We start from the raw sequence: 12,992 nt of genomic DNA on the forward strand, positions 1-12,992 counted from the left end.
ATCAGTCATTTCAGCGGGATCGGCTACCTACTCCACGGGAAAAGATCCGTACCCACTCAAATTAAGATCAGGCAAGTGCCACAAGATCGGAAAATTCGTCGCTCCATGCGTCTTCAGTTCCGTCAGGTAGCAAGATCACCCTATCCGGTGAAAGGGCATCAACGGCACCCTCGTCATGCGTGACCAGGACGATTGCTCCTGAATAGCTCCTCAGAGCGTTCAGAACCTGCTCGCGGCTGATCGGATCGAGGTTGTTCGTGGGCTCATCGAGCAGAAGTACGTTCGCACTCGACAGCACCAGGATCGCCAGGGCGAGCCGGGTCTTCTCGCCGCCCGACAGGACCCCGGCGGGCTTGTCCACGTCGTCGCCGGTGAACAGGAACGAGCCGAGCACCTTGCGCAGCTCGGTGTCGGTGAACTCGCCCCCGGCCGAGCGCATGTTCTCCAGCAGCGTGCGGCCGGCGTCCAGCGTCTCGTGCTCCTGCGCGTAGTAGCCGATCTTGAGGCCGTGACCTGGCCTGATCTCCCCCGTGTCGGGTGTCTCGACGCCGCCGAGCAGGCGCAGCAGCGTGGTCTTGCCCGCGCCATTGAGGCCGAGGATGACGACCCGGTGGCCGCGGTCGATGGCCACGTCGACGTCGGTGAAGACCTCCAGGGACCCGTAGGCCTTGGACAGGCCCTGCGCCATGAGCGGCGTGCGACCGCAGGGCAGCGGGTCGGGGAAGCGCAGCCTGGCCACCTTGTCGGACTTGCGCTCCTCCTCGGTGCCGGACAGCAGCCGGTTGGCGCGGCGCATCATGTCCTGCGCGGCCTTGGCCTTGGTGGCCTTGGCACGCATCTTGTCGGCCTGCGCGAGCAGCGCGCCCGCCTGCTTCTCGGCATTGGCGCGCTCGCGCTTTCTGCGCTTCTCGTCGGTCTCGCGCTGGGCGAGATAGGCCTTCCAGCCGACGTTGTAGTGATCGATCACGCAGCGGTTGGCGTCCAGGTGGAGGACCTTGTTGACCGTCGCTTCAAGAAGGCCAACATCGTGGCTGATGATCACCAAGCCGCCCTGATGAGATCGCAAAAAATCACGAAGCCACCCGATTGAGTCCGCATCAAGGTGGTTTGTCGGCTCGTCGAGAAGGAGAGTTTCCGCTCCGCTGAAAAGAATGCGGGCCAATTCCACCCGCCTGCGCTGCCCTCCGGACAGGGTTTCCAGCGGCTGCTTGAGCACCCGGTCGGGCAGCCCGAGGCTGGAGGCGATGGAGGCCGCCTCGGCCTCGGCCGAGTAGCCGCCCAGGACGTGCATCTGGTCGTCGAGCTTGCCGTACCGTCTGACGGCCTTCTCCCGGGTGCGTTCGTCGGCGGAGGTCATGCCGAGCTCGGCCTCGCGCAGCTTGCGCAGCACCTCGTCGAGCCCGCGGGCCGACAGGATGCGGTCGCGGGCCAGCACCTGCAGGTCGCCGGTGCGCGGGTCCTGCGGCAGGTATCCGACGGCGCCGCTGGTGGTGACGGCACCGCTCGCCGGCAGGCCCTCGCCGGCCAGAACCTTGGTGAGGGTGGTCTTGCCCGCGCCGTTGCGGCCGACCAGGCCGATCTTGTCGCCGGGGTTGACGCGGAACGTGGCCTTCTCGATCAGAAGCCGCGAGCCCGCGCGCAGCTCGATGTCACTGGCAATGATCATGGTGGATGGAGCACTCCTGGCTACAGCGATTTGGGGGCCTGCACGGCTTGGCGGCGCCGATCAGTCTATGGACTAACGGCCTGCCCGGCCGCTCTTAATCCCGCGCGCCCACCTCGGCGGGCTGTTCGGGGGGTGACAGGTGAAGCACGAAGTCGTCGGTGGCGCCCGTATCACCGACGGGCCAGGCCCTCCGCGCCGGTGCGTCGAGCTTGGCGAAATGCTGGAGGATTTCCTGGCAGGCTACGCGGCGGGCTTCAGTCCAGGATCAGGATCCTGACGGCTCTGAACAGGCGGGGCGTGTCCTTGAGGACGACCAGCCGGGGGTCGGGCACCACCAGGAAGGGCTCGGACTCCAGGGCGAACAGCGCAGCCATCGACTTGTCGGGGCGCAGCGCGTCGACGGCCCTGCGGTCGCCGCCGAACACCACCGCCGCCAGGGTGTCCAGGTGCGGGGACAGGACCCGGACCGCGGTCTCGGCGGCACTCTCGAAGGCCTGGACGGCCTGGTTGCGGCGCCGCCTGGCGAAGCGCTGCTGCGACCAGCCGCCGGCCGCGGTCCTGCCCTGGACCAGGCGGGAGCCCACCTTGGAGGCGACCAGGTCGGCGCCGTGGAAGACGCCCGCGGCGTAGCCTCCCTGACGGACCAGCACAACACCTATGTCGCGGTCCGCCCTGGCATGGGCGACAAATCGGGAAATGTACGGCGGGCCGCTCTCCAGCGGCGGGAACGGCACCCGCAGCTCGGCCACCGCCCCGTCGGCCGCCACGAGCCGCACCCGCAGCGGGTCACCGGTGGCCTCGAACGGCCCGTGCCGGTCGGCGAACCCGTCGATCCACCGGTGCAGCCGCTCGGGCGCGACCTCGACCCACCGCCCGCCGCCCTTGGCCTCCCGTGCCACCGTTCCTCCCCGTTGACGTCCCCGACTCCTCCCGTCAGGTCCTTGACGAATGTACGGCAAGCCGCCCCACCCGCTCCCCGCCGCCGCCAACGCCCGCCTGTCACGTCCACGCCATTCGGGCGCACCCGTCCCCGCCGTTACGGCGCGTCCAAACCCACCCGGACGGGGTCCCGCGCCCACTTGGGCGGGTTCCGTGCGCCGTGGCGGCGGGACGTGGCCCCGACTCGCCGGAAGCGCCGGGAGCAGGCCATCAGCCGGAGTGCGGCGGGCGGCCGGTGGGGGGCCTGCCGTACGAGAACACCCCGGGGACGGCCGAAGTACGTGGCGTACAAGATCTGCGAACCGAACTATATTCCCCCCAACGCTGCAGGAAATATCGGTGAATTTCATCGCGCAGGGGTTTCGCCGAAAAACCCGGAACATCATCATCTCCTCGTGTCTTCCCTGCTCACCGGCCCCGTGGTAGATCTCGACACCGGGGCGGTCATCGCGCTGCACGTCGCTGTGGATGCCGCGGGAAACCTTCCGTCGGTACGCCTTCCGCTGATGCTGGAGCTGCCCGTAGAGGTCGTGCTGTCGGGGGCCGGAGCCCTGGCGCCGCTGCACGAGACGGTTCGCCGCGCCGGGCGCCATCCCCGCGACGTCACCCTGCTGATCACCGGCTCGTCGGGGCCGGAGGAACGTCAGCTGCTCAAGGTGGGCCTGGACGGCCTGCGGACGATCGGCTACCTGCTGGCCTTCGGCGGCGTGGGAGCGGGCAGCGTGCCGCTCGACCAGGTCGCCGACGCCGCGCCGTACCTGCTGGCGCTGTCACCCGAGCTGATCGACCGGCTCCCCGGCGACCACCGCGCCGGCGCGGTGGCCAGAGCCGTCGCGGCGCTGGCGCGCGGGCTGGGCGCGCACGCGCTGGCCAACGGCGTCGAGCGTGAGACCCAGCTGGCCCAGCTGCGCGGCTGGGGCGTGCGGATGGCCAGCGGGCCGCTGATGGCCCCCGGCCCCGACGGCCGGGTCCGGGTGCCGCTGCCCGCGCCCGACGAGTCGCCCTCCGCGATCATGCTTGGCCCACGGGTCCAGGAACTGCTGCTGCCCGCGGTGACGCTGCCCGAGCAGGCCAACGCCGAGGAGGCGATGGCCGCCTTCGGGCACGAGCCCACGATCACCAGCGTGATCCTGGTGGATGAGTACCAGCGGCCCAAGGGCAGCCTGGATCGCTCCCGCTTCCTGCTGTCGTTCGCCGCCCGCTACGGGCACGCGCTGCACGGCACCAAACCCGCCAGGCGCCTGGCCGATCCACCGCGGACCGTTCCACGCACCACGCCGGCCGTGGCGGCCATGCAGGCGGCCGGCCGCGACTCCGGCCGCGTCTACGACGACCTGGTGGTCACCGACGAGCTCAACCGCTGCCTGGGCATCGTGCGCGTATCCGATCTGATCCGACAGGTGTCGGCGATGCGCGGCTGAGTTATGAAGGGATCATGACTCGGCAGCTGAACAGGCGGGCGCTGCTCGGCGCGGGGGTGCTGGCCGGGGTGGCCGCGTGCACCTCCGCCACTCCCGCGCCCTCGCCGTCCTTCGATCCGCGCGGATGGGATTCGGTGCGGGCGCAGTTCGCGCTCGACCCGAAGCTCGCCCAGTTCGCGGCATTCGTGCTGGCCCCCGCGCCCGCACCGGTCAGGGCGGCCATCGCACGGCACAGGGCGGCGCTCGACGCCGACCCCGAATACCTCCCGCCCGGCCAGGACAACCCCGACGCGACGGTACGGCGGGCCGCCGCGCGACATCTGGGCGCCCGCGAGCAGGACGTGGCGCTCACCGACAGCACCACGATGGGCCTGGGCCTGCTCTACTCCGGGATCAGGCTGCTGCCGGGGCAGGACGTGCTGACCACCGAGCACGACTTCCTGGCCACGCACGAAGGGCTGCGGCTGCTGGCCGAGCGCACCGGGGCGCGCGTGCGCCGGGTCAGGCTCTACGACGACCCGGCGCGGGCCTCGGCCGACCGGATCGTGTCCAGCCTGAAGGCCGGGCTGCGGCCGCGCACCAGGGTGGTGGCGGTGACCTGGGTGCACTCGAGCACCGGCGTCCGGCTGCCCATCAGGGCCATCGCCGACATGCTCGCCGAGGTCAACAAGGGGCGCGACGAGCGCGACAGGGCGCTGCTGTGCGTGGACGGCGTGCACGGCTTCGGCGCGATGGCCGACCAGGTGGACGACCTGGGTTGCGACTTCCTGGCCAGCGGCGCGCACAAGTGGCTGTTCGGGCCGCGTGGCACCGGGATCCTGTGGGGCAGGGCCTGGGACGCGCTGTCGCCCGTGATCACCAGCTTCAGTGAGGCGTCGTTCGAGTCCTGGCAGCAGGGCACGCCGCCCAAGGCCACCACCGCGGAGCTGGTCACGCCCGGCGGGTTCAAGGCGTTCGAGCACCGCTGGGCGATGCCGGACGCCTTCGCCTTCCACGAGGCCATCGGCGCCGACCGCATCCAGCGGCGCACCCAGGAGCTTGCCACCCGGCTCAAGCAGGGGCTGGCGGGGCTGGCGAACGTCAAGCTCGCCACCCCGGTCTCCCCTGAGCTGTCGGCGGGCGTGGTGTGCTGCGCGGTCGACGGGCTGAACCCCTTCGAAGCCGTCGACCGCCTGCGCCAGGCCGGGATCGTGGCCAGTTCCACGCCCTACAGCCAGTCGCTGCTGCGCTTCGGCACCAGCATCGTCACCACGCCCGAGCAGGCCGACCAGGCCGTCAAGGCCGTGGCCGCGCTCAAGTGAACCGCTAGAGCCAGCCCTGGGTCTGGGCGCGCTGGACGGCCGCGATCCTGTTGCGGGCGTGCGTCTTCTGGATGGCCGACGACAGGTAGTTGCGGACCGTGCCCTCCGACAGGTGCAGCTTCCTGGCGATGTCGCCGATCGTCGAGCCGTCGGCGGCGGCCGCCAGCACGTCCCGCTCACGGGCCGACAGCGGGTTGGGCCCCGCGCTGAGCGCCGCCGCGGCCAGGCCCGGGTCGATGACCCGCTCCCCCGCGTGCACCCGCCGGATGGCCGAGGCCAGCTCCCGCGCCGGGCTGTCCTTGACCAGGAAGGCCACCGCGCCCGCCTCCATCGCGTTGCGCAGGTAGCCGGGCCTGCCGAACGTGGTAAGGATCATCACCCGGCAGGCGGGCACCTCCACCGCGATCCTGCTCGCCGCGCCGATGCCGTCGAGCAGCGGCATCTCGATGTCGAGCAGCGCGATGTCGGGCCGCTGCTTGAGCACGACGGCGACCGCCTCCTCACCGTCGGCGGCCTCCCCGACGACCTCGATGTCGGGCTCCAGGCCGAGCAGCGAGGCGAGAGCGCCGCGGACCATGCCCTGGTCCTCGGCCAGCACGACTCTGATCACGCGGGCGCCTTCACGCCGGCCGGCACCCGTACCTTCAGCGCGAAGCCGCCCTTGGGGGCGCTCCCCGCCGTCACCGAGCCGCCCGCGCCCAGCACCCGTTCCCTGAGGCCTGACAGGCCGCTGCCCGGCTGCTGCGGCTCTCCGCCGCGTCCGTCGTCCATGATCTCCAGGGTGACGGCTTTTCCGTCGTACGTCACCTCGATCTCGCACCGGTCCGCACCGGCGTGCCGTACGACGTTGGTGACGCCCTCGCGGACGGCCCAGCCGAGCAGGCCGTCGAGCAGGTCGGGCAGGGGCGTGCCTGAGACCCTGACCTGCGGTTCGACGCCCGCGGCGCGCAGCACGGCGCGGGCGTTGTCCAGCTCCTCCGACAGGCTGCGCTGGCGGTAGCCGGTGACGGCCTCGCGGACCTCGACCAGCGCCTGCCTGGCCACCGACTCGATGTCGCGCACCTCGCGCAGCACCTTGGGCGAGTCCTCGGCCAGGCGGCCGGCCAGCTCGCTCTTCAGCACGATCAGCGACAGGCTGTGCCCGAGCAGGTCGTGCAGGTCACGGGAGATGCGCAGCCGCTCGTCGGCGGCGGCCAGCCTGGCCACCTCGCCCTGCGCCTCGCGCAGCTGGTGCGCCAGGACGCGGGTGTTGCGCACGCCGATGAACAGCAGCCCGAGCGTGACGACCTGGAACCCGAAGATGACGATCACGCCGGGTTCCACCCTGGCCAGCAGGCCGGAGACGATGACGACCGCGAGCATCCCGAACATCCCCATCACCGCCCCGCGCGGCGACAGGGTGAAGCTGTAGAGCACGACCGTGAAGATGGGCAGTGTCAGCCACGCGTCGCCGAAGGCCAGCGCGGAGACCACCGAGATCGCCGTGGTGACGGCCAGCAGGTGGTAGGTCCACCTGCCAGGCTCGTAGAAGCTCCGCGGACTGAGCGTGGTGGCGATGTAGCAGGTCAGGAACGCCACGATCGACGCCCAACCCCACACCGCCTTGACGCCCGTGATGTCGCCCGACACCAGCGAGCTGATCGGGTACAGCACGTAGACCAGCCCGATCGAGATGCCGAACAGCCGCCTTCGGCGGTTCGGAACCCCGTCCGCACCGCCGAAGGTCAGCTTGTCTGCGAAGCTCATGCCCGAACAGTAGCCCGCCGGTAGGCGTAGGTCGCCACGCCGCCGAGCACGACGGCCCACGCGAGCACGATGAGCAGGTCGGTCACGGGGAGGCCGTCGCCGGAGATGATGCTCCAGCCCAGGTTGGCGTAGTGGTAGGACGGCATGAAGTGGGCGATGGTCTTCATCGTGCCGCCGATCACGTCCACCGGGAACCACAGCCCGCCGAGCAGCGCCAGGGCGAACATGCAGATCATCGAGGCGGGCTGGGCGGCGTCGGGGCCGAACACCGAGCCGATGGTCAGCCCCACCGCGATGAACGGGATGGCCCCGATCCACAGCGTGAGCAGCAACGGCACCCACCGGCTGACCGGCATGGACACCCCCTGCTGCAGTACCGCTGCCAGGCTGACCAGCAGCAGCGACGGCAGCACCAGCAGCAGCGCGGCGCCCAGCTTGGTCACGATGATGGCCCAGTTGGGCAGCGGGGTGATCTGCAGCTGGCGCAGCCAGCCTGACTGGCGCTCCTGCGCCCACGGCACGGCCGAGCTCATCATCGAGGAGGCCAGCGCGCCGTAGGCGGCCATCGACACCAGCAGGTAGGCGGCCACGGTGACGCCGCCGTCGGTCTTCTGCTGGCCGTAGATGTTGGCGTTGATCAGGTAGAACACGACGGGGAATGCGACGACGAAGATGATGTAGCGGCGGTTGCGCAGCATGCGCAGCGCCTCGGTCTTGGCGTAGTACAGCATCAGGACTCCCGGGTGAGGGCGAGGAAGGCGTCCTCGAGGTCGGCCCCGCCGAGCTGCAGGTCGCGCACGTCGAGGGTGGTGCCGCGGTAGAGGGCGGCGACGGTGGCGTCGGTGTCGGCGGTGCGCAGCGTGGCGACCCCGCCGGTGATCTCCACGGCGGTGACGCCCGGCAGCAGGTCGAGCCCGGCCGCCGCCTGCTCGCCGAGCCTGAAGCGGACCGTCTGCCCGCCGACGCCGGCCTTGATCTCGGCGGCGGTGCCGTCGGCGACCACGACGCCCCTGGCGACGACGATGACCCTGTCGGAGCTCTCGTCGGCCTCCTCCAGGTAGTGGGTGGCGAACAGCACGGTCCTGCCCTCGGCGGCGTAGGCGCGCATGCTCTCCCAGAAACGCAGGCGCGACTCCACGTCCATGGCGGCGGTGGGCTCGTCGAGCACCAGGATCCGCGGCGCGCCCGCGATGGCCAGGGCGAACCTGACGCGCTGGGTCTGCCCGCCCGACAGCTTGTTGGCGCGGCGCTTGACCAGGTCGGCGAGGTCGGCCAGCTTGAGGATGTCCGCGAGCGGCAGGGGGTCGGGGTAGAGCCGGCGGACCAGCTCGATCAGCTCCTGGACCGACAGCTCGGGGATGAGCTGGCCGCTCTGCAGCATGGCGCCCATGTCACCGGCGGCCACGGCCTGCTCGGGGGTACGGCCGAACACGCTGATCGCGCCCTTGGTCGGGCGCAGCAGCCCGAGAAGCATGTTGATGGAGGTGGACTTGCCCGCACCGTTGGGGCCGAGCAGGGCCACGGTCTTGCCGGGCTCGATGGCAAGGGAGAGATCGTCGACAGCAAGCACGTCCCCGTAGTTCTTGCTGACGCGATCGAACACGATGGCGTTCATGGATAAGACGCTAAGGGCGGTGATCGGGATCGCTTAGTGCCGTCCATCCGGGGATCTGTGTGACATTTGTCAGGCCACCCGGGTCACCAGGCCGCTGTCGAGGCTGTAGTAGGCGCCGATCACCGCGGTCCTGCCGCGCAGCAGCGGATCCGAGCGCAGCAGGGAGACCGTGTGCACGGTGCTCGCCTTGATCATCTCCTCCACGTCGCCGGTGTAGACGGGGCGCAGCGCCTCCACGATCCGCTGCAGCTCCCCCGGCAGCGTGGTGCCCTCCCGCAGCGCGGTGGCCGCCGCGGTGACCGCGCCGCAGCGCTGGTGGCCGAGCACGACGACCAGCGGTGCCCGCAGGTCCTGCGGGCCGAACTGCACGGCGGCGGTCACCAGCGGGTCGGTGGTGTGGCCTGCCGTACGGACCACGAGCAGATCGCCGAGGCCGGCGTCGAAGACGGCCTCGGGCGGCACCCTGGAGTCGATGCACGACAGCACGACGGCGTACGGCGACTGGCCGGTGGCCACCTGGCGGCGCCTGTCGGGGTCCAGGCGGGGACGGCGGGCGCCGCCCGCGGCCCAGCGGCGGTTGCCGTCGCGCAGCGCGGCCCAGGCCTGAGCGGCCGAGGCGGGACGGGAGTTGGCCAGGACCGCGGCTCCGGTGAGCGCGGAGCCGGTGATGAGCGCGGCACTGAAGAGGAGACCACGGCGGGCAAGCAGCTCGTCACGCACGGCTACGTTATGCCCGCCGGGTCCGTGACCTAGCGGGCAGTACTCACACGCGGCAGGCGTAGATATCGGTGACCAGAATGGCCCTTGCGCCGATCTCCCAGAGCTGGTCCATGACCTGCTGGTGGCCCTTGCGCGGCACCATGACGCGCACCGCGACCCAGCCCTCGCGGTGCAGCGGGGAGACCGTCGGCCCCTCCATGCCGGGGGCCAGCGCGGTGGCCTCCTCGATGCGCTCGGCGCGGATGTCGTAGTCCATCATCACGTAGTCGCGGGCGTGGATGACGCCCTGCAGGCGGCGCACCAGCTGGTCCAGCCCCGACGGCTCGTTGCGCCTGATCAGCACGGCCTCGGACTGCATGATCGGCTCGCCGAACACCTCGAGGCCGACGTTGCGCAGCGTGGTGCCGGTCTCGACGACGTCGGCCACCGCGTCGGCCACGCCGAGCCTGATCGCGGTCTCCACGGCGCCGTCGAGCTTGATGACGCGCGCGTCCACGCCGCTGTCGGCCAGGAACTTGCCGAGCAGCCCCGCGTAGGAGGTGGCGATGCGCAGGCCTTCCAGGTCCTTGACCGAGGTCATGGCGGCCGCTCGGGGGGCGGCCAGGCGGAAGGTGGAGCCGCCGAAGCCGAGCGGCATGATCTCCTCGACCGGCGCGCCGGAGTCGACCAGCATGTCGCGGCCGGTGATGCCGGCGTCGAGCGTGCCCTCGCCGACGTAGACGGCGATGTCGCGGGGGCGCAGGAAGAACAGCTCGCAGCCGTTCTCCTCGTCGACGACGACGAGTTCCTTGCTGTCTCGGCGGGACCGGTAGCCGGCCTCTTTGAGCATGGTCTGGGCGGCCTCGCTCAGGGCGCCCTTGTTGGGTACTGCCAGTCGGAGCATCTCTCTCATCCCTCGTTAATGTCTGAAATTTCGTGACTTCGTGGGGTGGGCGCTGGGCGCCCTAGAGATGCTTGTAGACCTCGTCCAGCCCGATGCCCTTGGCGATCATGAGGACCTGCACGTGGTAGAGCAGCTGCGAGATCTCCTCCGCGGCCCTGTCGTTCGTCTCGTGCTCGGCGGCCATCCAGCTCTCGGCGGCCTCCTCGACGACCTTCTTGCCGATGGCATGGACGCCGGCATCCAGCGCGGCCACGGTGCCCGAACCCGCGGGCCTCGTGCGCGCCTTCTCGGACAGCTCGGCGTACAGCTCTTCGAAGGTCTTCATGGTCTCTCTCGTCGTTCGGCCGGCATGCGTGACAAGCCTAGTCGCCCCCCGGCTCCCGCGCCGCCAGCCGGGTCCCCTCGGGTGCGCCACTGCCCGCCGTACCTCTCCTCGAGGTGCGGCGGGCAGCAGTGGTACGGCGGGCATCGGCGAACCCGTGGGTCAGCGCGACCCGGAGGTCGGCGAACCCGCGGGGTCAACGCGACCTTGGGGTCGGCGAACCCGTGGGGTCAGCGGCCGAAGCGGCGGCCGTTGGGACGGTTGCCGCGGTCGTCGGGGCGGAAGCCGCGGCCACGGTCGTCGGAGCGGTAACCGCGGGGGCGGTCACCGGAGACGGGGCGCGCGCCACGGTCGTCGGAGCGGAACCCACGGTCGTCGCCGCGGAACCCGCGGTCTCCACCCCGGTCGTCACGCCTGAACCCGCTGTCGTCACGGCGGAACCCGCGGTCGTCGCCGCGGGAGGGGCGCTCGTCGCGCACCCCGCGGTCGTTCGCGCGGAACGGCGTGCCCTCGTGCCGCTGGGGCCGCTCGCCGCCGAAGTCGCGACGGGGACGGTTGTCACCGTTGAAGTCGCGACGCGGACGGTGCTCGCCGTCGAACTCACGGCGCGGACGGTTGTCGCCGTCGGACTCGCGACGCGGACGGTTGTCACCGTTGAAGTCGCGACGCGGACGGTTGTCGCCGCCGAAGTCGCGACGGGGACGCTGGTCACCGTCGTGGTCGCGGCGCGGACGGTGCTCACCGTCGAACTCGCGGCGCGGACGGCGCTCGCCGTCGAACTCACGGCGCGGGCGGCGGCCGCGGCGCTCGGACGGGCCGTGGCCCCCCTCGCGGCGCGGGCGCAGCGGCTTGCGCACGTCAGGCTCCCAGACCGGGATCGGCTCGCCGGAAGGCATGCGGGCGCCGGTCACCTCGGCCAGGCGCGGGTGGTCCGCCGTGGCCTTGAGGCGGAACGGGTGGATGCCCGCCCGCCGGGTGAGCTGGTCGGTGGAGCGCCGCTCGTTGGGCAGCACGAGCGTGACCACGGTGCCCTTCTCGCCGGCGCGTGCCGTACGGCCGCCGCGGTGCAGGTAGCTCTTGTGGTCCTGCGGCGGGTCGACGTGCAGGACCAGCGAGATGTTGTCGACGTGGATGCCGCGCGCGGCCACGTCGGTGCACACGAGCACGTTGATGGAGCCCTCACGGAACTCCGACAGGATGCGGGTGCGCTGGTTCTGCCGCTTGCCGCCGTGCAGGCCGCCGGACTTGATGCCGACCCTGGCCAGCTGCTTGCACAGGCGGTCGACGCCGTGCTGGGTGCGGACGAAGATGATCGTGCGGCCCTCGCGGTTGGCGATGGCGGCGGCGACGTCGAACTTGTCGTCGCGCGTCACCTGCATCACGTGGTGCTCCATCGTGTCGACCGGGGAGGTCGCGGGCGCGACGGAGTGCGTGATCGGGTCCTTGAGGAAGCGCTGGACCAGCTTGTCGACGTCGCCGTCGAGCGTGGCCGAGAACAGCAGGCGCTGCCCGTCGGACGGGGTCTGCGCGAGCAGGTCGGTCACGACGGGGAAGAAGCCGAGGTCGCACATGTGGTCGGCCTCGTCGAGGACGCTCACCTCGACGTCCTCGAGCGAGCACTCACGCTGCCGGATGAGGTCGCCGAGCCGGCCGGGGGTGGCGATGACGACGTCGACGCCGCGGCGCAGCGCCTCGATCTGCTTGCCCATGGACATGCCGCCGACGACGACCTTCATGCGCAGGCCGAGGCCGCGCCCGAGGGGCTCGAGGGCGTCGTGCACCTGCAGGGCCAGCTCGCGGGTGGGGACCAGGATCATGGCGCGGGGACGGCCGGGGGCCGGCCGGGTGCCGGCGAGGCGGGCCATGGTGGGCAGCCCGAAGGCGAGCGTCTTGCCGGAGCCGGTCTGGCCGCGGCCGAGCACGTCGTTGCCGGCCAGCACGTCGGGGATGGTGGCGCTCTGGATGGGGAAGGGGCTGTCGATGCCCTGCCTGGCCAGCCCGTCCACGAGCGGCTTGGGCAGGCCGAGCAGCTCGAACTCGGACGGACCCGGCTCCAGGAGGGTTTCGGGCATGGCAGCGTCAAGCATGGTCACGAACTTCGTGCCTTTCAGTCGAAGTGGCACGTCACTTCTGCGAAAGGACGAGCCGGGACGTACGGCGGGAACCGTACACAAGTGATTACACCTCGGGGTGGGGACAGCCCGCCTTGATGGAGGCGGCCGTCGACGCGCACCCGGTGCCGGCGCAGGCGGCTGGAGACGCGCGATGATGCGTCAGGTGCACGTGGAACTAACACGGGGTAGAACGCGATGTATTCCCCCGGCGGGATCGGACCTTCCGAGCCCTGGCATGCAGGTACGGCCGACGGGGGTCGCCAGC

General features: G+C 71.1%; 12 protein-coding genes. 2 read left to right on the plus strand and 10 right to left on the minus strand.

The genetic code is table 11. The features are described from left to right. Nucleotides 1-67: 67 nt before the first annotated feature. Together abc-f and KIK09_RS60235 are read right to left on the minus strand one after the other, a co-directional pair. A complete protein-coding gene (abc-f, locus tag KIK09_RS36925; RefSeq protein ID WP_214324079.1) occupies nt 68-1,666 on the minus strand; it encodes a ribosomal protection-like ABC-F family protein in 1,599 nt (532 codons plus the stop codon). 254 nt (nt 1,667-1,920) lie between these two features. Continuing rightward, nucleotides 1,921-2,565, minus strand: a complete 645-nt coding sequence (locus KIK09_RS60235) for an acVLRF1 family peptidyl-tRNA hydrolase (protein ID WP_308164529.1) — start codon at nt 2,563-2,565, stop codon at nt 1,921-1,923. A gap of 435 nt (nt 2,566-3,000) precedes the next feature. Between KIK09_RS60235 and KIK09_RS36935 the strand changes: the two genes are divergently transcribed. Both KIK09_RS36935 and KIK09_RS36940 read left to right on the plus strand, forming a co-directional pair. Then, on the plus strand, nt 3,001-4,026 hold the full coding sequence (locus KIK09_RS36935) for an EAL domain-containing protein (protein ID WP_308164531.1): 1,026 nt from the start codon (nt 3,001-3,003) through the stop codon (nt 4,024-4,026). Nucleotides 4,027-4,040: 14 nt separating this feature from the next. Next, the gene (locus KIK09_RS36940) at nt 4,041-5,327 is read left to right on the plus strand and encodes an aminotransferase class V-fold PLP-dependent enzyme (RefSeq protein WP_214324081.1); all 1,287 of its coding nucleotides are present in this window, start codon (nt 4,041-4,043) and stop codon (nt 5,325-5,327) included. A 4-nt stretch (nt 5,328-5,331) separates the two neighbouring features. Here the strand turns inward: KIK09_RS36940 and KIK09_RS36945 are convergent, their stop codons facing one another. The 8 genes from KIK09_RS36945 to KIK09_RS36980 all read right to left on the minus strand — a co-directional run bounded on the left by KIK09_RS36945 (nt 5,332) and on the right by KIK09_RS36980 (nt 12,685). Then, nucleotides 5,332-5,937 carry a response regulator transcription factor gene (locus KIK09_RS36945; RefSeq protein WP_214324082.1) on the minus strand — a complete coding sequence of 202 codons (606 nt, stop codon included), beginning with the start codon at nt 5,935-5,937 and terminating at the stop codon, nt 5,332-5,334. After that, nucleotides 5,934-7,073 carry a sensor histidine kinase gene (locus tag KIK09_RS36950; RefSeq protein WP_214324083.1) on the minus strand — a complete coding sequence of 380 codons (1,140 nt, stop codon included), beginning with the start codon at nt 7,071-7,073 and terminating at the stop codon, nt 5,934-5,936. The genes KIK09_RS36945 and KIK09_RS36950 overlap by 4 nt, the downstream gene beginning before the upstream one ends. Further along, nucleotides 7,070-7,804 (minus strand): ABC transporter permease, encoded by a 735-nt coding sequence (locus tag KIK09_RS36955; RefSeq protein WP_214324084.1) that lies wholly within the window; start codon nt 7,802-7,804, stop codon nt 7,070-7,072. The genes KIK09_RS36950 and KIK09_RS36955 overlap by 4 nt, the downstream gene beginning before the upstream one ends. After that, nucleotides 7,804-8,688 carry an ABC transporter ATP-binding protein gene (locus KIK09_RS36960; RefSeq protein ID WP_214324085.1) on the minus strand — a complete coding sequence of 295 codons (885 nt, stop codon included), beginning with the start codon at nt 8,686-8,688 and terminating at the stop codon, nt 7,804-7,806. The genes KIK09_RS36955 and KIK09_RS36960 overlap by 1 nt, the downstream gene beginning before the upstream one ends. A 69-nt stretch (nt 8,689-8,757) precedes the next feature. After that, on the minus strand, nt 8,758-9,408 hold the full coding sequence (locus tag KIK09_RS60240) for a carbonic anhydrase (RefSeq protein ID WP_214324086.1): 651 nt from the start codon (nt 9,406-9,408) through the stop codon (nt 8,758-8,760). 43 nt (nt 9,409-9,451) lie between these two features. Beyond that, nucleotides 9,452-10,300, minus strand: coding sequence for an ATP phosphoribosyltransferase (gene hisG, locus KIK09_RS36970; protein ID WP_214324087.1), 849 nt, complete (start codon nt 10,298-10,300; stop codon nt 9,452-9,454). A gap of 52 nt (nt 10,301-10,352) precedes the next feature. Next, entirely contained in the window at nt 10,353-10,616 is a 264-nt protein-coding gene (locus tag KIK09_RS36975; RefSeq protein WP_214324088.1) for a phosphoribosyl-ATP diphosphatase, read from the minus strand. A gap of 227 nt (nt 10,617-10,843) precedes the next feature. Then, entirely contained in the window at nt 10,844-12,685 is a 1,842-nt protein-coding gene (locus KIK09_RS36980) for a DEAD/DEAH box helicase (protein ID WP_250574298.1), read from the minus strand. Between the last annotated feature and the right edge of the window lie 307 nt (nt 12,686-12,992).

Origin of the sequence: Nonomuraea sediminis, assembly GCF_018531495.1 — a bacterium.
Lineage (GTDB): Bacteria > Actinomycetota > Actinomycetes > Streptosporangiales > Streptosporangiaceae > Nonomuraea > Nonomuraea sediminis.